We start from the raw sequence: 18,062 nt of genomic DNA, 5'->3' as shown, positions 1-18,062 counted from the left end.
AATGAGACGTCCCGAAAATGCGGCCCGTCGCCCGCGTCCCCGTCCCTTCGCCAGGCTATTCAACCTGAGTCCCCATTACTCAGCAGGAGCGGATTCCGATAAGCTGGTGCAGCCGCTGCGATAGTCTCCATAGTGGAGCTCGGCGCCGCAGAGAATGGCGTCGGTAAAATCGGCGCTGACCAACTGCACCTCTCGCATATCGGCGGCTGACAGCAGCGCTTCCACAAAGATGGTTTTTTCTACGAACGTCTCATGGAAAATGGCCCCGTACAGGGAAGCGCCGGTGAAATCGGCATAGCTGAGATTAGCTTCACTGAGGTCGGCTGCATTCAGGAAGGTGCCCCGGAGGCTAGCGCCCCAAAAGTTGGCCTGGGTGAGATCGGCTCCAGCTAAATCGGCCCCATCCAGCTTAGTCTGGAAGAAATTAGCCCCTGAGAGGTCGGCGCCCCGCAAGTTAGCACCGCTTAGGTCTAGCCGTCGCAGGTCCGCTTCCCGCAGATGGCAGTCGACACATTCATTGGTCTGCAGCAGTTGCTCTAGCCCGGATGGCTCATCGGCAACCGTGGGCAGGGCAATCGTAGCTAATAGGGCCAGGCTACCGATGAGGCTGGGGAAGACACCGGTTAGAGGGCGGGCTCGCGGGGGAAGGGTGACAAAAGCCATGGGACTGTCCAAACGCGGGGTACGGAAACTCTCCTGTCGGCTTCTATGCTGACAGACGACACTAGCGATCGCAACTCATGGGCTGGGAGCAATACATCGCCCTTTAGGGGCAGACGTCACCAACAGGGTTGAAGTTCCTACAGGGAACGTGCGTTGGCTTCAATATCAGCCATCCTGAGCTGGCGGCGCCGTTTTCTGGGTTAAGGTGGCCCATTTCGCGGCGGCTTTGGCGGCTTCGATCTCTCGAACTTGGGCCCGTTGCAGATAGCTGACATAGCGTTCCAGGATGTGGTCGGCGACGAGGTCGATACCGGCTTGATTGAGGCCATCGATGCAGCCGAGGATGCGATCGGGCCAGCGTTGCAGTGGCGTCGAGAGCAGATGGAGTTTGCCGCGGCGGTCGAAGTAGCGAAACTGGCCCATGTGACCATAGCGGCGGGTGGGCTGCCAGGGCACGAACCCAAGCGGAATCAGGGGAACGATGTCGTTATTGTTGACATAGCGAAAGATGCGGTGACCCATCATGGCATTGACCTGGCGTACGAACTGCCAGTCAGCCACCCGGGGCTGGCCGTAGGTGTACAACCCGTTGACCCGGAATCCCTGACACTCCAGAGACACCGCCGCCAAGCTGGCCAGGGCACCACCCAAGCTGTGCCCTGTGACCCAGAGACGACTGCTATCAGGGCTGTACCATTGGCGTATCTGGGCTACGATGGCACTCTCCACGCTGGCCCAGGCGTCTTGAAACCCGCGATGCACTCGCCCCTCGGGGACTTTGACTGGCTCCTCTGACTGGATCTGAAAGGGCTGTAGTTGCAGGTTCAGGTTCGTCTGCCAGTCGCGCATCTGCTGGGTGCCGCGAAAGGCCAGGACGATTTCCTGTCCCTTGCGCAATAGCAGGGCTTGGGTGTCGGAGGTGGGCATGTCCAGGTATTGGAAGTCATCCTTGATCAGGGCTTCGGCCTGCTGGGTAGCGTGGGCTTCATCTTGCCAGGCTTGGACGACGGCGAGGGCGTAGTCTTGATCGCTCATCTGCTGCCAGCCATGGTCGCGGCGACTGGTCAGCCAGTGGCAGACGATGTCGGTGGTGTAGTCGTAGTCTTGGTAGATCAGATACGACGCCTTGGCCAGACAGAGAGACCGGTTGGCGTCGTAGGCCCCAGCTTGGTCGAAGTCAGAGAAATCGTGGGCGGAGTAGGGCGGGGGAATCAGCTTGTAGCCGAAGCGCTGCACCAGGGACTGAACGCTGCTATAGCCAGCCCACTCGATATAGTGGGCCAGTTGATCGTAGAAACTGGAGCCCCCTTGGCGGCGGAAGCGGCGGTCGCTGATGATTTGAATCCAGTAGAGGATGTAGGGCTGCAGGTCTTGGCGTCGCACCAGGCCGGCGCTGATCATAGCATCGAAGTGTTCTAAGCCCCCTAGAAAAGTATCGAACCAGTCCCGTAGGGTGAGTTCGATGACGAATTCTTCCTGGCGGTAGCGGTCGATGGCGGCGGCTAGCTCGTGGTCGATCTCTAAGCTAGGGGTGGTCTGCAGTTGGCTCAGGCCGCGGCGGGTTTTGACCATTTGATCATGCGATCGCAAGGCCCGCCGCAGCCGCGAGTCGGTGGCTTCGAAGCTGAGGGTCTGGCCCGCGGCCAGAGTAATTTGAAAGTCCCGGTATTCCTCGTAGTCGAGAATCTGCAGCACCTTCTGCACGGCGGCCTTGTCGGTGAAGTGTGTCACCACGGTACGGGCGTATTGTCGCCGTTGCCAGCGCCGTTGTTGCTGATACTGACCGATGCCGGCGGCGGCCACCAGGGTGCCCAGGAGTAGCCCTACGGCCAGTAACCAGTGGGCGATGGTCTGAAAGAGGTCGACCAACAGCGCCGGGGTGAGCGGCTCTTTCCCGGGGATTTGGGCCTGGACTGCGCCGGCTGTCAGGGTCATGCTAAAGGAGAGACCGGCTAGCCCGACTGGAAACCACTTCACACCCATGGGACTCATCGCCTCTATCCGGTAATCTAGATTGCCTAGATGCTACCGGAAAATAGTCGGGAGCCGACGATTCGCGATGCAAATTCACTACCCTGATGCCTGGCCCACCACCGCTGCCGCGGCCATTGCCCTGCAGCAACAGTTGCGATCGCAGGTGATTACCACCGATCGCCTTCCCGATCCCATCCGCCATGTGGCTGGAGTAGATGCCGGATTCGAGCAGAATGGCAGCATCACCCGGGCCGCCGTGGTCGTGCTCAGCTTTCCCGACCTGCAGCCGCTGGATCAGGCCCTGGCCCGCCGCCCCACCAGCTTCCCCTACATCCCTGGGTTATTATCCTTTCGCGAGGTACCCACGGTGCTAGAGGCCCTGGCCCAACTGACCATCACCCCAGATTTACTCCTCTGTGATGGCCAGGGAACGGCCCATCCCCGGCGCCTGGGCATCGCCTGTCACCTAGGGCTGCTGGTCGATGCTGCCACCATTGGTGTGGCCAAATCCCGCTTGGTAGGGCACCACCGCCAGGTTCCCCCGGAGAAAGGGGCCTGGGTGCCTCTCCTCGATGGCGATGACACTATCGGGGCGGTACTACGCAGCCGCCCCGGCACCAAGCCCCTGTACATCTCACCGGGTCACCGCATCAGCCTAGAGACGGCCCTCCACTATGTGCTCCAATGCACCCCCAAGTATCGCCTGCCCGAGACCACTCGCCGGGCCGACCGCCTGGCCTCTGATCGCAAAGGGGCTCAAGGCAGCAAGGGGCCTGAGGGAGACAATGGCCAACTGCGGTTATGGTGAGGGAACCATCGCCAAGCCATCGGCTGGCATGCCTTGCTCCTGTCCTCGCCCGCCCTCACCCTATGACCTACCGGACATCTACCGCCACCAGTGCTGATTTAGCCCAGGTCGCCAGGCTGCTGGATGATTACGTGCGCCAGCACTTAAACATGGCCGCCTGGCCCGGGTCCCTTGACACATTCAAGCGAGACTATGCCAGCGGTTGCTTTCGCCTGATCGTGCTCCATCGCGACGACACCTTGGCTGGCTTTGCCGCTTGGACCCGGCAGCTATGACCTGCACCATTGTGTCCACGGTGCCATGCTGCTGGATATGTATGTTGTGCCTGCCTACCGCTGCCAAGGACTGGGGGCGGCACTGATCTGTGCGATCGCAGCGGAGATCACTGGCCTTGGTTGGGCCTATATGCGGGGTCAGGCCCTCTCCGGCCCAGCCGCCCGCCTCTATGGCCGGGTCGGGGTGCGCTTCGGCACCAACGAATATAACGTCAGTGGCCAAGCCTTGCGACAGCTTGCCAGCCTGGCCGGCAAGTCTGGCCGAGACATCTTGCGGGGCTTACCCACCCAGGCCATGAATTATCAGCCGTGAGGGTCACTCGGCCCAATCCTCAACCCGCAAACACCAGTGCTCATGATCACACCAGTCATTATTGATTTTGAGATATCGGCGGGAAACGCCTTGCCGGGTGAATCCTAGACGCTTCACCAATTTAATCGAGGCCGTATTGTCCGGCTGGATATTGGCCTCAATCTGATGGACGCCCAACTGATAGAAGGCATGATCGAGCACCAGTTGCAGGCCTGCCGACATGAACCCCTGGCCGGCAAAGTCTATGTCTACGTAGTATCCCAGATGGGCCCGCTGAAACAGCCGATAAACCAGGAGGCTGAGATTGGCCACCCCTATGATCTGTTGGTGGGTCTGATGGCAAATCAACCAGCCTTGAAAGGTTTCATCGCAGTGACAACGACTGATATAGCGCTTACACTCTGACTCAGTCAGCGGCAACGAGGCCCAGGGCTGATGAAACCACTGACTTCTCTGGTGTAAAGCTAGGAGTTCTGGCCAATCATCGCGACTGGGGGGTCTGATAAAAACGCGGGAACCCTCTCTCATCAGCTACTCGGATGACGCCATCGTTGGCAACAGCCATTGAGTATTGCCCTGACCACCCATTTCCTCAGCTCCCTCAAGATAGCCCAGCAGTCCCCCGTTCCACATAGCGGAATGTCGTCATATAGCCCCGCCCCTTCACTAGCACCTGCCCCATGGGCTCAAAGCGGTAATGAGACCTGAGCCGTCGATAGGTTGCCTCCGTCACCTGAATCATGCCGGGCTCGCCTTGGGCTTCCATGCGACTGGCAATATTCACCGCGTCGCCCCAGAGGTCATAGCTAAACTTCTGAATGCCAATGACCCCGGCCACGACAGGGCCGGTGTTGATGCCAATGCGCAGTTGCATAGCACGATTATCCTGACGAGAAAACCGCTGGGTGGCTTCCTGCATGGCAATCGCCATTTCCATGACCGCTTCGGCATGGTCATCCCGGGGGACCGGTAATCCTCCTACCACCATATAGGCATCACCGATGGTCTTGATCTTCTCGAGCTGGAGTTGTCCTGCCAGCCGGTCAAATTCGGAAAAAATCCCATTCAGCCAATTGACTAACTCCAAGGGTGATATCTGGGCGGCCAGGGGAGTGAAGTCCACAATATCGGCAAAGAGAATCGTGACATCGTCAAACCGTTCCGCCAGCGACCCCTTCAGCTGCTTCAGTTGTTCCACTATTGCCTTGGGCAAAATGTTCAGTAGTAATTGTTCCGATTTATATTTTTCCAAGCGCAGGGCCTTTTCCATCTGCTCTCGCTCACGGATCTCTCGCTGCAAGCGTTGATTTTGCTCCTGCAGGGTGTGGGCCTGGCGCCGCAATACCCGCTGCAGGTCAGCCAGCAAGGGGCTGGTGCCACTGGCAGATAGGGCCCGTTGGGTTTGCCGTTGTAGGCGTCGCTGTAGCTGGTAGGTCGTGATTTGATTACTGACCCGAGCCCGCACTTCCTCCGGCCAAAATGGCTTGGTAATATAGTCGGCACCGCCCACCTCGAAGGCTTGCAGCCGCTCCTGTTTCTGATCGAATTCGCTGATAAATACCACCGGAATCGGCCGGGTGGTTGCCGTTGCCTTCAACTGACGGCAGACTTGATAGCCATCCAGCTGGGGCAGGGAAATGTCTAGTAGCACCAGATCAGGACTTAAAGTCTCGACAACCTCCAACACGGCAGTGCCAGTGCGGACACTATGCACCTCGTATCCCGCCGTCTCTAAGTAGGTCGACAGCAGAGTCAAGGTCTCAGAGGAACCATCCGCAATCAGGATAATACCAGGCGTTTCGGCCGCAGCACCGATCATGGCAGAGAGGAAACAGGTTGCATAGGCAGAGATATTTAAGGGCAGGCCACAGGCACGGGTGCCTTAGTTATAGCTTGGCGGAGAGGTGCTGGCCCGTCATCCCCTTGGTGTTCATAGAGTCATATCGGGTGACAGCGTTTTTGAGGCTAGTGAGGTACAAGGATTTGCCTCAGCCTCGCTATGGTGAAGGCAGTGCACAGAATGAGGACTAGTTATGCAGGGACAGCAGATACTGATTACGGGGGGCACTGGTGGCCTTGGCCAAGGGGTGACTCGGGAAGCCCTGAACCAAGGAGCCTATCTGACCTTGCCCTATCGCAATCAAGACGAGGTGGAGCAGCTGAAGCAGAACCTGGCCCCTGCCCAGCTAGAGCGGGTGCGATTTCTGCAGGCTGATTTAAGTGATGAAACCACTGTGGTTCAGTTGATCGCCGAGATGACTCGATTAGATGGGTTGATTCATCTGGTGGGAGGCTTTGCCATGGGGGCCATTGCTGACTATAGCTTTCAGGAGTGGCGTCACGACTTTGACCTCAATCTGCACACCACGTTTCTAGCCTGTAAGTATAGTCTTAAGAAAATGCAGGCTCAGGGCTATGGTCGTATCGTCACCATTGGCTCTCGGGGAGCAGTGCAACCCGCGGCCCAACTGGGGGCCTACTGTGCCTCTAAGGCCGCGGTTGTGGCGTTGACTCGCGCCATCGCCGCAGAAACCAAGGGCAGCCGGATTACGGCCAATTCAGTGTTGCCGAGTATTATCGATACCCCAGCCAACCGTGAGGCCATGGGCACCGAGCAGGTTGACCAATGGGTGAAGCCAGCTTCCCTAGCCCGGGTGATCTGCTTTTTAGCCTCCGAGGCGGCGGGTGATATTCGAGGGGCAACGGTGCCTGTATATGGTGACAGCTGATTCGTTTCGGTTTCTGCGGGCCCGTAGTTTAGTGCTGGGGCTATTCGGCTTCGGGCTGTTCTTTGGACTGCTGCTGGATGTGCTAGAGGCGGTCCGGGTTCTGCCCCTGCAGCCTGATGATCCCATATTGGCCCCGGCACTCTATACCCTCACCTTTGTCAGTCTCTGCGGTTGGATCGTCCGGCGTTGCCGTAGTCGGCGGCTGCGGTTGCGGTATTTGATGGGGACCTTGCCCTCTGGGTATCCTTGGCGTCACCTGCTGGGGTTGATGGCGGCGGTGTTTATCTTTTCCTTGGCGGCCTTTCAACTGTCTTACTATGGCCTCTCTTGGATCATGCCGTCGCTGGTAGAATCGACGCTGCAGAAACCACTGTTATTGTCGGCGGCGGACACCGCGGCCCCAGGGCTGTATAACGGGCTGACGCTATTTTCGGTGTTACTGGTGGCTCCGGTGACGGAGGAATTTCTGTTTCGGGGGATATTGCTGCACCGTTGGGGCAGCAAATGGGGGATTGGTCCGGCGGTGGTGTTGACGTCGGTTTTGTTTGGGCTGTTGCACATGAACCTGGTGGGTCTCTTTGTGTTTGGCTTGGTGCTGGCCTTGCTCTATCTCCATAGCCGCACTTTGTGGGTGCCGATTCTGGCCCATGCTCTCAACAATGCGATCGCATCCAGCTTAGAATTAGCCACAAGTCCCACCCGCACGACTGTGGCCATGACCACCCTAGAGGAGTTCCGCGCCGGTTGGTGGTTGGCGCTGCTATTGTTACTGCTATCAGCGCCCTGGGTTGGTCGCTATATCTACCGCAGTTGGCCGCGCCAGCACACACAGTTGCCCTATTTCGCCAATCGTCAGCAGAGAGAGGGCTAGGGGGATTGCAGGACAGACATTACAGGCTCAAGAGGGAGGCAACCAGAGATCACCATGTCGCCAGGTGTCAGCCTTGGACAACAGCCCCTCGGTGGGCGCTACCGTCTCGTGCGAGAGCTGGGGCGAGGCGGCTTTGGCCATACATACCTAGCCGAAGACAGCCACCGCTTCAATGAATTGTGTGTGCTGAAGGAATTCGCTCCCCAGGTTAGCGGCGAGAGTGCCCTAGAAAAAGCGCGACAACTGTTCGAGCGGGAAGCTGGGGTTCTCTATCAGCTAAATCATCCCCAGATCCCTCGCTTCCGGGAATTATTGCGCACCCAGAACCGGTTATTCCTGGTCCAGGACTATGTTGACGGGCCTACCTACCGGGATCTGCTGGCGGCCCGGCTCAAATATGGCGATACCTTTTCCGAAGGAGATGTGCGACTGCTGCTGCAACATCTGCTGCCGGTGCTGGCCTATCTCCATAGCATTGGTGTCATCCACCGAGATATCTCCCCCGATAATCTGATTCAGCGTAATGTCGATGGCCTGCCGGTGCTGATTGACTTCGGTGGGGTGAAACAGTTGGCTCAGCAGGTGGAACATCGCCTAGGCTTTGACGGTGCTGCCGCCAGTGACAAGACGCGGCTGGGTAAGGAAGGCTATGCCCCCATAGAGCAGTTTGCCGACGGTGAGGTCGATGTCACCGTCGATCTCTATGCCCTGGCAGCCACAGTAGTCGAGCTGTTGACGGGGCATTCTCCCCAGGCTCTCTATGATCCAGATCAAAAAACCTGGCACTGGCGGCAACGGGTCTCTGTCGGTGCCCAACTGGCCAGTGTGTTGGATCGGATGTTGGCCCCGAGTCCAGGGCAGCGCTATGGGTCTGCCCTGGCAGTGATGCAAGCCCTGAATCTGCCCAGGCCAGCGGCGGCGGAGTCGATGGCAGCCGCCCCGTCTCCTGGCTGGGAAGCGCCTCCACCGCTGCCCCCCTTAGCCACCCCTGCCCAAACGGCCTATGCTCCGCCAGCAGTACCGCCGACCCCCTCGGCCTCCGGCTTCTGGCAGGCGCTGCTGGGCTTGTTTCTCCTGCTGATCACGGCTGGCTTGATTTGGTGGGGACTACGCCAGGGAGGGGGGCAATGGGGTGGCGATCCCACTGCCGAGACGGTGGGGACGCGACAGTCGGCTGTCGAACAGGGCCGACTCCAGGCCCTACAGCAACGCAGTCAAGAGCTAGGGATCGATTGGGCCTATCTAGTCCGCCTCAGTGATGCGCTCTTCTACCAGCGCTATCCGGAGCGTCGTGATCAGCCCCTGGGAGAGGGGCCAGAGGATGCCGAGTTACGGGCCGAGTGGGATGCCTTGGCGGCAGAGATGCTGAGCTGGTTTGAGGGCAATCTCAGCAGCCCAGCTCGCCAGCGCCTAGGGCAATACAGCCCAGCGATTCGGGAGCGCTGGCAAGCCCAGATGAACCGCCTCCATGTGAGTTCTACCGCTCTGTATGACCTGGCTGATGCCCGCTTTGCCCGTCGCTTCCCTGGGTATTCAGTCGATCGATCAACGGCAGGGCCCATCGAGCAGATCTGGTTTGCGATCGCAGCAGACCAAGTGCGGGCGCTGCAGTCCGGGGAACGGCTCTCAGAAATTCGCTTCGCCCGAGACGCCTATCGGCAGCGAATTAACGACACCATTGCCCCCGGCCGAGGACGGGTATACATCATGAACCTGAGAGCAGACCAGTTTCTGCGACTAAATCTCCAGGCTCCCTCCCAATCCACCCAGCTATCCCTGTATCTACCCAGCCCCACAGACGAGCAGCCCCATCTACTCGCCGATGCCCGTCAAACCACCTGGTCAGGGGCGCTGCCCCAGAGCGGCTACTACGAAGTCGTCGTCGTGTCCGCCTCAGACACCCCCATTGCCTACCGCCTCGATATCGCCGTAGACGATGTCAGTGTTCCACCCGCTCCAGAGCCAGACTCCGACTCAGAAGACTCTTCCTCGGCCGAGGACGCAGCACCGTCGGAGGATCCAGAGAACACCGAAAGGGAACCCACCGACGAAGCACCTCCAGACAGTGACGAGGAAGGGAGTCCAGACTAGGACTGGCCCTAATGGGGATGATGGTGATGGCCATGGTGATGATCGTGGTCATGGGAATGACCGTGATCGTGGCTATGGCCGTTATAGTCCTGAGCCTGGGTTGTGGCCAGGGCTGGCTGCACTGCCAGAGCCTGTTCCGATAGCAGCGCTTCAATCAGCGGTTGGGCCCAATTTGCGGCCATGGTGAGAAACTCGTCATGGTCGTTAACACAGGGCATCTGCACGTAGGTGACATCAGGACGCTGCCGTCGCAGGGTCTCAATGATATGCTCCACATCCAAGAGCGTCTCGTGATTCTCAGTGGCAAAGCCGATGGGCATAAATAAAATGGCTGTGGCTCCCAACTCCATGAGATTGCGCGCCGCCAGCATGGCATTAGGTTGGGTCCACTCGATCAAAGGCGTGTCATGGTTAAGCCAACCCACCGACATCAGAGGATAGCGGTGAATCAATCGCTGCCGCACCCGGTCGTAAAGGGCCTGGCTCTCGGTAATTCCAGAGGTAAAGCCCTTAGCCTGGTGGGGGCAGCCGTGGTTCATCAACACAATACCCGTTTGAGACGGCAAGTGAGCCACCGCCAAATAGTCTTGGATCTTATCCTCCACCAAGCGGGCACAGAGATCGATATAGTCCGGTTGGTCGAAGAAAGAGGGGATGTAACGGATTCCCTTCAACCAGTGTTCACCGCCATCAGTTAATTGACTCAGGGCTTGATTCACCTGTTCCACAGCGATGCCGCTGGTGAAAATCGAATCGACCACCAGGAGAGGATAAATCAGCAGCTTGTCAAAGCCTTCTTGCTTAATCTGGCTCAACATCTGATCCGGCAGATAGGGGGCGCAGAAGTTAAAGGCCTTGAAGACCTTGACCCGTTCCCCCCACTGGGCCTGTAGGCGCTCCTCAATCCCAGCCCGTTGCCGCTCGAAGATGGCATTGTGGGGCGAAATAAAGTTGCCATGCTGATGACTCCACTCGTGCCGGTCAAACAGAGCCAATAGCTTTGCTAAGGGAGGATATATCCAGGTAGGTACTGGCGCGAATTTAGCCGTCAGCAAGTTCAGGGCCTGCTCGTTGTAGTTGGCAAAGTCTTCATAGCTCTCAACTTCGCCGTACCCCATTAACAATACGGCCACCCGCTCGGTGGCCGATGGGTCGGACGGATAACTGCCAGGAGCATCAGAGTAGGGGCGGGTTTCAGGAGTCGTTACCATACAGTTGCGTCTTAAGTCACCCCCTTAGGCTAACACCCCCCCCCAGGGGATTTCAGCCATTCCAGCTCGAAGCAGCCCAATCTCTATCGTTCGATAGGGCAGGTATCGGGCAATTACCCAGAAAACCGAGGAAATAGTGAAGATTTCGGGAACGGCTTAACTCGCCAGAGCCACCAGCTCAGATAGGGATACCACCCGATAGCCCCGCCCCTGCAGCACGGGCAAGAGCCTCTCTAACACGACCAGGGTGCGTCGTCCCCGCTGACCGCCGTCATGGAGAATGATAATACTGCCAGGCCGAATCGTCGTCAGGATCTGGCCACAGGCAAAGTCAACCGAGGGGATGTGAGTGTCGAAGGGGAAAGGAGCTCCTAAGGCTACGCCGTAGCCGTGGCGATGGGCAATGTCAACCATGGCCGGGCGATACCAGCCCGAGGCGGGACGCAGCCAACGCGGCGCAGCAAAGGCCGCTAGGCAATCATGGGCTGCGGTCAAAGCCGCAGTAAATTCAGCCCGACTCAGGGTAATGCTAGGGCGGTCTTCAGTGAGATGATTGCCCAGTTCATGGCCCTGGGCCACCATGGCGGTGACCACGGCCCCCTGGCCGGGGACGCGACTGCTGATGAGGAAAAAGGTGGCGGTGACTTGATAGCGGGCCAACACAGCCAGGATGTCAGGAGTCGTCTCGCCGTCGGGGCCATCGTCGATGGTCAGGGCTACCAACGGTTGCGAGGTCTCAACGAAGAACAGTACTCCAGGGCTCAGGGCCTGAATAAGCCTCAACAGGGGCCGTGGTTGGGCCAAGACCAGGGTGCCTGCCGCCAAGACCAGCAGGACAATAGCAAGAATCATCAGCCCCATAGTCGTCGTCGCTCTGGTCCCTGTAATTGAGTGTGGGTCTGGTGCAGCAGAGTCGGAATATCGAGGTTCTCGGGACAACGGGGCAGGCAGTCGCCACAGCTGGTGCAGCGGTTGGCTTTGCGACCAGGAAACCAATGGCCAGCATTCTCAAACATGCCATAGCGATACTGGCCGAAGGCAGTCATGTCATAGGCCTGGGCTAGGGTGCGCAGCCGCAATACCTCAGGGATGTGAATGGCCTCTGGGCAGGGCAAACAGGCATAACACTGGCGACACAGGTCTGCCCCTAGGGCTGTGGTGGGGCGAGCCGCCAGTCGATCCAGGGCGGCCTGCTCCTGCTCTGTCAGGGGGCCATCATCTAGGGTCGCCAATTCCTGGGAGATCTCTGCCGGGATGGCAGGGCCAATGCTGAGGGTGGTCACGCGGGGATCGCTCAGCAGCCAGCGGTAGGTCAGCAACAGGGGATCAAAGGGATGGCAGAGAGCTTTCAGGGTATCGGGAGGACGATACAGCATCCCTCCCTTATCGGCGGGGGAGATGATGAACACTCCCATGTCTTGGTGGTGGGCTAGCTCGATGACAGGCTCATGGCGCTGAAAAAAGTAATAGTAGTGCAAGTTGACAAAATCGAAGTAGCCCGTCTCAATGGTGGTGGCAATCACTTCTCGAAAGCCATGGGTGGAGAAGCCTAAATGGCCAATGCGTCCATCATCGCGGGCAGCCTGGGCAGCTTGCATACAGCCCTGGGGGTGGCGAATCCAGTCTAAGTGCTGCCAGGTGTTGATGCCATGGAGGGCCAGGCAATCTAGCTGGCTCACCTGGAGTCGCTCTAGGGTCTCATCGATGTGGCGATCGAAGCTGCTGGCATCCGGGCTGGGGGGAATCTTACTGGTGAGGACCAGGGTGTCAGGGGCAACCTTTAAGGCCTGGAGGGTGCGGCCCAAAAACCGCTCGCTCTGGCCATAGCCGCGGGCGGTTTCGATATGGTTGATACCTTGAGCTAGGGCCCGGGCAACGGTCTGCTGAAAGATGTCTTCTGAGGCCAGGCAGCGCATGGTCCCCAAGGAGAAGGTAGAGATGTGGTGGTTGGTTGTGCCAAAGCGGCGGTAGTGCATTGACTCAGCAGCGGCGAATCCCTCGCCAATCTCCAGTAATAGCGTCAGCTATTTTCGTAGGGATCGTTGCTAGGGCGGCGGCCCTTGTGCTGCCCGAAGTCGGCGGGGCTGAGGTTTGAGATGAAGTCACGGAAGGCCTGTTTCTCCGCCTCATCCGCATCGCGATCCACCGGGATGGAGGCATCGGCAATCACCTCTTCCATTACCCAGATGGGGGCATCGGCTCGCAGGGCAATTGCGATCGCATCACTGGGGCGAGCATCTAGCTCCCGGCGGGTATCGCCATGAACCAGGGTGAGCAGCGCATAGAAGGTATTATCCCGCAGGGCGTGGATAACCACCCGTTCCAGGGACATTTCCCACTCATCGATCAAATTGATAAACAGATCGTGGGTCAGTGGCCGTGGGGCCACCTGGTTCTCTAAGGCATTGATAATCGATTTGGCCTGGTCTGCACCGATGTAGATAGGTAGAGCCCGCCGGTCAGCCGTATCTCTCAGCAAGACCACTGGGCTGCGAGAGACGGCGTCAAGGGCAATTCCGGCGACTTTCATTTCAATCATGGGTTGGCCTCATGAATCCGCTAGGCAGAGGTTCGTCGGAGTTACTCAGACTCGGCTAAACACACACGCAATCGAGTTGCTTCAAACGGTAGCTGCAGTCAAGCAAAGGGTACCTAACCAATTATCGTCTACGCCATCAGAGGCTTAGAGAACTCGAACCCTTATACTATTAAGCTAAACCATTCCGCCGAGAACCAGAACATCAGATTTGTATTTGCCTAACCCCCACCCTTACCTGAACAGCTCGTTGCTTCAAGTATGCCCTGATCTGGCTCTAGATTGCCGCCAAGATTCCTGAGAATTTAGCAAAGGTACATAAGCGTGTTCACAGGTTTAATTCAAGCCTTGGGCAGGATGTATCCCGTCGGTCGCAACCAACTGCGCATCCACTGCCCGCAGGCCCCGATACTGGCAGACTTGGCCTTAGGAGATAGCATTGCCGTAGATGGCGTCTGCCTGACCGTAGAACAGCAGGTACCCCAGGGCTTCCTGGCTACGGCCTCTCCAGAAACCCTGGATCGCTCTACCCTGGGGCAACAGGCCGAGGGCAGTTGGGTCAATCTGGAAGCCTCCCTACGGGTGGGTAGCAAAATTGGTGGTCATTTCGTTACTGGCCATGTAGACGGCTGGGGATATTTGGACACCGCCGCAGAAACCGGCAATGCCTGGGAGATCAGCTTTTCTGTCCCGAATCCTAAGCTAGCCCGCTACCTTGTGCCCCAGGGCAGCATCGCCGTGAACGGCATCAGTCTCACCGTCGCCGACTGTGGCGATCGGGGTAACTGGTTTCGAGTCGCAGTCATTCCGGTGACCTACCGCGAGACTACCCTGCAGTACCTGCGGCCTGGCCAGGCCGTTAACCTAGAAGGAGACATCCTGGGAAAATATGTCGAGAGGTTCCTACACCGAGATGCCTCAGCTGCCATACCCCAAGGAGTAGCCATCGATCTCGACTTCCTAGCCGACCACGGGTATCTCTAGCACTGCCAAGAGTTACCCCCAAGAAATGGGGAAATGTGGACATTCATCATCTTTAGGCTGATTCTGTCCTATGGGCCGTGTAAAAACTTCATAGTCCTATACTGCATACGACTGAAAAATATGTTTCGGTTCCCTATTTACAGTCTTTACCAGCAGAACAAAGAAAGTCTCTCCAACTCATTTATGTAGATTCTGTTGTGCCTGCTAAATCTTCTCGAAGAACAGGTGGCAAACAATGGAAAGCTTCCCTAAGGACTCGGACAGGTTACTCTCTGCAGAATCTACCAATTACTGATCCTGAACTTGTAGATTTGCTAGATCGAGAAATCTTTCCAGAGAGACCCTGCCTAGTCACTGTCAGCCTTGGGATGCCCTACACTCCTGCAGAATGGACTGGACCACCAGATCCTTGCTGGAAGCTCATTGCCGGAGTTATAGAGTTATCCTTAGATGACCAAATTCTAGTTGAAATGTGCTTTGCAGGTTGGAAAGTTACACAAGCCCAAGAGTACCTTCAAGAAAATTACAGTAAAACACGTAGACGTGAATTGACAGAGGAAGAGAAAAAGCATTTTATCGAATATCTCAGACGTATCTAAATATTATGTCTTAATAAAATCTAAGGTGCGTCATGTTCACGACGTACCTTACAAACTAGAGCGATACTCTCTAGTTCATGGGCAATAGAGCGTCTCTCGGGTCTCTCGACCAGTGTCAGGATTGGTCCCTGTGGCTACCTCGCAGAGCATATCGTTCATGGTGGGGTCTAGCAGGACATCGGTGAAATCAGCGCCATCAATGACAGCACCCCGAAAGTCAGTGCTAACGGCGTAGGCCCCCTCAAGACGAGCGTTGGTTAAATTGGCCTTGATTAACCGTGCCCCATCTAGAGTAGCTCCCCGCATATCGGCACCCTCTAGGTTGGCTTTGGAAAGATTGGCGCTGAACAACCGCACTCCCTGTAAGTTGGTATGGGCTAGGTTAGACCCAGCTAGATCGGCTCGGATAAAATCATTCCCCCGCAGGTCTTCATGGGCGAAATCGCTCATGCGCAGGTTCTGCCGGTCAAAGCTCTCCGCCATCGTTAGACCGGGCCAGGCCAAACCCAACAGTCCCAACAATAGTAGCCCGATTACTAGGCGACGGGCGTTGGCAAGAATGTCCATGGATGACTGCCCTCATCCCTACGCCTTTGATCCTACGATGATTAGGGGCCAACTTGGCAGTGATCGGGCCGGTCAATAGTGGCGATGGACCAAGGAGCTGGAGAGATAGGGGGCCACTTTCGCCAACGACAGCTTGGCTAAGTTGTTTCGGGTTTTCCGCTATAGTGTGGAGGGCAAATTTAGGGGAGAACAGATATGGCGCGTCTGGCACTGCTGAGCACCTCGGATAAGACGGGGCTGGTGAGCTTTGCCCGTACCCTGGTGGAGGCGTTTGGCTTCGAGCTGGTTAGCAGCGGGGGCACGGCTCGCAGTCTAGCTGAGGCGGATATTCCAGTCACTAGGGTGAGTGACTACACCGGTTCTCCAGAAATTTTAGGGGGCCGGGTGAAGACGCTGCATCCTCGTATTCACGGCGGCATCTTAGCCCGTCGTGATCAGGCTAGCGATGCTGAAGATCTGGCGGAGCAAGGCATTCGCCCTATCGATCTGGTGGTGGTGAATCTCTATCCCTTTGAGCAGACCATTGCGCGCTCCCAGGTAACCGTGCCGGAAGCGATCGAGCAGATCGATATCGGCGGCCCCACCCTACTCCGGGCCGCCGCCAAAAACCATGATCATGTGACGGTGCTCTGCCAGGCGACCCAATACGCCCCCTACCTAGAGGCCCTGCGTCATCATGGCGATGCCCCGTTGGACTTTCGCCGCGCCTGCGCCCGTGAGGCCTTCTGGCATACGGCTACCTATGATCAGGCAATTGCCACCTACCTAGATGGAACAGAGGTGACATCAGTGCCAGCCTCGGCTGGCTTGCCCCAGCGCTGGCGCCTGATAGGGAGCCGACAGCAGGGGCTACGCTATGGCGAAAACCCGCATCAGACGGCAGCTTGGTATCGTACCGGCACGGTGTCCCAGGGCTGGGCTGGGGCCACTCAGGTGCAGGGGAAGGAACTGAGCTATAACAATCTGGTCGATTTAGAAGCGGCCCGCCGCCTGATTGCCGAGTTCGATCCTGACATGCCGGCAGCAGCGGTGTTAAAGCATACTAATCCCTGTGGTGTTGCCGTGGGAAGTCCCTTGGCGGCAGCCTATCGGCGGGCCTATGGGGCCGATTCCGTCTCGGCCTTTGGGGGGATTGTGGCGCTGAATCAGCCCATTGATGCCGAGACCGCTGCCGCCCTGACCCAAACGTTTCTGGAGTGTGTTATCGCTCCAGGGTGCGCGCCAGAGGCTGAGACCATTTTGGCGCAGAAGAAGAATCTGCGACTCTTGACCCTGACTGACCTCACTCAGGGGCCTGCCCAAGAGGTTAAGTCCATTGCCGGTGGGTTTTTGGTGCAGGCCACCGATCAACACTTAGATGCTGCTGACCAGTGGCAGATTGTGACGGAGTGCCGCCCTAGCCAGGAAGATTTGGCAGAACTACAGTTTGCCTGGCAAGTGGTGAAGCATGTGAAATCTAATGCCATCGTGGTCAGTTGCGATCGCACCACCCTAGGCATTGGTGCCGGTCAAATGAATCGAGTGGGGGCGGCAACCATTGCCCTAAACCAGGCTGGGGAACAGGCCCAGGGGGCGGTCCTAGCCAGTGATGGCTTCTTTCCCTTTGACGATTCTGTCCGTACTGCCGCCGCCGCTGGCATTCGAGCCATCGTGCAGCCGGGGGGCAGCCGCCGCGATCAAGACTCCATCGATGCAGCCAATGAGCTCGGTGTGGTCATGGCTTTTACCGGCACTCGCCATTTCTGGCACTAACCCTGCTGCTATTTGACCAGGACCGGTTCAATTGCGAGTCAGCCATTTCTGCGCGTTCAGCCGCTGCACCGCGTAAAGCACCATCAGGCCCAGATTCACCTTGCGTTCGTCTCCCATGAACTGCTCGATAGTGCTGGGCTTGGCCCCGTTGTCGGCATAGGAAAAGAGCTTCGGCCCTTTGATGTCTTCTTTGGTAAATGCGATCGCAAACCAGCGCTTACCGCCCTGCCAGCGACCCCGCACTTGCCAGTACTCCGTAGCAGGATCAGCTCCCACCACCGGCAGCGGCTGTTGATCAAACTCCAACTGGATATCCTCTAGACCTTCCCCCTTCAGGGCCTGCTCTAGATCCGGTAGATAATGCTGCCGAATGAATTCCTGGAAGGGTTTTTCCTCAGGTTCAGGGGGCTTTTCCTTTTTCTTGGCCTTAGCACTATCCCCCTTCGCCTTCGCCGAGTTCTTACTGGCCGAGCCTTGATTTGCTGAGGGATTCGTTGTCTTTGCCGAAGATTTACCTGACGCCCCATTCTCATCCTGGTTAGAGACCTGCTTAGACGAGGTCTGCTCAGATGGCTGGGATGACGATTGATTAGTCTTATTAGGCATATTCTCGTCAGCCATAGGTGCTATCAACCCTTTTCCCTCTAAGTTCGTTCACCGCATTGCGATGAAGGCATTCTCCCCCATGG

At 57.6% G+C, this 18,062-nt stretch carries 19 protein-coding genes; 9 read left to right on the top strand and 10 right to left on the bottom strand.

Features of this window, described 5'->3' with window-relative positions; translation table 11 throughout:
- Positions 1-75 precede the first annotated feature (75 nt).
- Both XM38_RS09340 and XM38_RS09335 read right to left on the bottom strand, forming a co-directional pair.
- Complete coding sequence (locus XM38_RS09340) at positions 76-663, bottom strand: pentapeptide repeat-containing protein (RefSeq protein WP_080810562.1); 588 nt, start codon at positions 661-663, stop codon at positions 76-78.
- 165 nt (positions 664-828) lie between these two features.
- The gene (locus XM38_RS09335) at positions 829-2,646 is read right to left on the bottom strand and encodes a lipase family protein (RefSeq protein WP_187329346.1); all 1,818 of its coding nucleotides are present in this window, start codon (positions 2,644-2,646) and stop codon (positions 829-831) included.
- Positions 2,647-2,722: 76 nt separating this feature from the next.
- Here XM38_RS09335 and nfi point away from each other — a divergent pair, with 76 nt between their 5' ends.
- From nfi to XM38_RS09320, 3 genes are all read left to right on the top strand, one after another.
- Positions 2,723-3,445 carry a deoxyribonuclease V gene (gene nfi / locus XM38_RS09330; protein WP_088429626.1) on the top strand — a complete coding sequence of 241 codons (723 nt, stop codon included), beginning with the start codon at positions 2,723-2,725 and terminating at the stop codon, positions 3,443-3,445.
- 62 nt (positions 3,446-3,507) lie between these two features.
- Positions 3,508-3,720, top strand: coding sequence for a hypothetical protein (locus XM38_RS09325; protein ID WP_088429624.1), 213 nt, complete (start codon positions 3,508-3,510; stop codon positions 3,718-3,720).
- Entirely contained in the window at positions 3,695-4,033 is a 339-nt protein-coding gene (locus XM38_RS09320) for an N-acetyltransferase (RefSeq protein WP_187329345.1), read from the top strand. The genes XM38_RS09325 and XM38_RS09320 overlap by 26 nt, the downstream gene beginning before the upstream one ends.
- Positions 4,034-4,036: 3 nt before the next feature.
- On the opposite strand, the gene XM38_RS09315 is transcribed toward XM38_RS09320, so the two are convergent.
- Both XM38_RS09315 and XM38_RS09310 read right to left on the bottom strand, forming a co-directional pair.
- Positions 4,037-4,561 (bottom strand): GNAT family N-acetyltransferase, encoded by a 525-nt coding sequence (locus XM38_RS09315; RefSeq protein WP_080810569.1) that lies wholly within the window; start codon positions 4,559-4,561, stop codon positions 4,037-4,039.
- 73 nt (positions 4,562-4,634) lie between these two features.
- On the bottom strand, positions 4,635-5,852 hold the full coding sequence (locus tag XM38_RS09310; RefSeq protein WP_080810570.1) for an adenylate/guanylate cyclase domain-containing protein: 1,218 nt from the start codon (positions 5,850-5,852) through the stop codon (positions 4,635-4,637).
- Positions 5,853-6,066: 214 nt separating this feature from the next.
- Here XM38_RS09310 and fabG point away from each other — a divergent pair, with 214 nt between their 5' ends.
- The 3 genes from fabG to XM38_RS09295 are packed head-to-tail and all read left to right on the top strand — an operon-like array spanning position 6,067 to position 9,724.
- Complete coding sequence (gene fabG, locus XM38_RS09305) at positions 6,067-6,762, top strand: 3-oxoacyl-ACP reductase FabG (protein WP_080810571.1); 696 nt, start codon at positions 6,067-6,069, stop codon at positions 6,760-6,762.
- Positions 6,749-7,633, top strand: a complete 885-nt coding sequence (locus XM38_RS09300) for a CPBP family intramembrane glutamic endopeptidase (protein WP_080810572.1) — start codon at positions 6,749-6,751, stop codon at positions 7,631-7,633. Before fabG ends, XM38_RS09300 begins: the two co-directional genes overlap by 14 nt.
- Positions 7,634-7,687: 54 nt before the next feature.
- Positions 7,688-9,724 carry a serine/threonine-protein kinase gene (locus XM38_RS09295; protein WP_080810573.1) on the top strand — a complete coding sequence of 679 codons (2,037 nt, stop codon included), beginning with the start codon at positions 7,688-7,690 and terminating at the stop codon, positions 9,722-9,724.
- 8 nt (positions 9,725-9,732) lie between these two features.
- On the opposite strand, the gene XM38_RS09290 is transcribed toward XM38_RS09295, so the two are convergent.
- The 4 genes from XM38_RS09290 to XM38_RS09275 form a co-directional block, all read right to left on the bottom strand.
- Positions 9,733-10,935, bottom strand: a complete 1,203-nt coding sequence (locus XM38_RS09290; protein WP_088429620.1) for a ferrochelatase — start codon at positions 10,933-10,935, stop codon at positions 9,733-9,735.
- A gap of 156 nt (positions 10,936-11,091) precedes the next feature.
- Positions 11,092-11,796, bottom strand: a complete 705-nt coding sequence (locus XM38_RS09285) for a polysaccharide deacetylase family protein (protein WP_080810575.1) — start codon at positions 11,794-11,796, stop codon at positions 11,092-11,094.
- Entirely contained in the window at positions 11,787-12,911 is a 1,125-nt protein-coding gene (locus XM38_RS09280) for an aldo/keto reductase (protein ID WP_080810577.1), read from the bottom strand. Before XM38_RS09280 ends, XM38_RS09285 begins: the two co-directional genes overlap by 10 nt.
- A gap of 44 nt (positions 12,912-12,955) precedes the next feature.
- Positions 12,956-13,474 carry a bifunctional nuclease family protein gene (locus tag XM38_RS09275; protein ID WP_080810578.1) on the bottom strand — a complete coding sequence of 173 codons (519 nt, stop codon included), beginning with the start codon at positions 13,472-13,474 and terminating at the stop codon, positions 12,956-12,958.
- A gap of 321 nt (positions 13,475-13,795) precedes the next feature.
- Between XM38_RS09275 and XM38_RS09270 the strand changes: the two genes are divergently transcribed.
- Both XM38_RS09270 and XM38_RS28825 read left to right on the top strand, forming a co-directional pair.
- Positions 13,796-14,455, top strand: coding sequence for a riboflavin synthase (locus tag XM38_RS09270; RefSeq protein WP_088429618.1), 660 nt, complete (start codon positions 13,796-13,798; stop codon positions 14,453-14,455).
- A gap of 98 nt (positions 14,456-14,553) precedes the next feature.
- Positions 14,554-15,054: a dual OB domain-containing protein gene (locus XM38_RS28825; protein WP_391540806.1), complete on the top strand. Its 501-nt coding sequence runs from the start codon at positions 14,554-14,556 to the stop codon at positions 15,052-15,054.
- A gap of 75 nt (positions 15,055-15,129) precedes the next feature.
- On the opposite strand, the gene XM38_RS09260 is transcribed toward XM38_RS28825, so the two are convergent.
- Positions 15,130-15,621 carry a pentapeptide repeat-containing protein gene (locus tag XM38_RS09260; RefSeq protein ID WP_088429616.1) on the bottom strand — a complete coding sequence of 164 codons (492 nt, stop codon included), beginning with the start codon at positions 15,619-15,621 and terminating at the stop codon, positions 15,130-15,132.
- A 195-nt stretch (positions 15,622-15,816) separates the two neighbouring features.
- Between XM38_RS09260 and purH the strand changes: the two genes are divergently transcribed.
- Positions 15,817-17,373, top strand: a complete 1,557-nt coding sequence (gene purH / locus XM38_RS09255; protein ID WP_080810582.1) for a bifunctional phosphoribosylaminoimidazolecarboxamide formyltransferase/IMP cyclohydrolase — start codon at positions 15,817-15,819, stop codon at positions 17,371-17,373.
- A gap of 27 nt (positions 17,374-17,400) precedes the next feature.
- Here the strand turns inward: purH and XM38_RS09250 are convergent, their stop codons facing one another.
- The gene (locus XM38_RS09250; protein ID WP_225889261.1) at positions 17,401-17,979 is read right to left on the bottom strand and encodes a DUF2996 domain-containing protein; all 579 of its coding nucleotides are present in this window, start codon (positions 17,977-17,979) and stop codon (positions 17,401-17,403) included.
- Positions 17,980-18,062: the final 83 nt, after the last annotated feature.

This window comes from Halomicronema hongdechloris C2206 (assembly GCF_002075285.3).
In the GTDB taxonomy this organism is placed as follows: Bacteria; Cyanobacteriota; Cyanobacteriia; order Phormidesmidales; family Phormidesmidaceae; genus Halomicronema_B; species Halomicronema_B hongdechloris.
The sequence above is the reverse complement of the archived record's forward strand: the minus strand, read 5'-3'. Positions and strand labels throughout refer to the sequence as shown.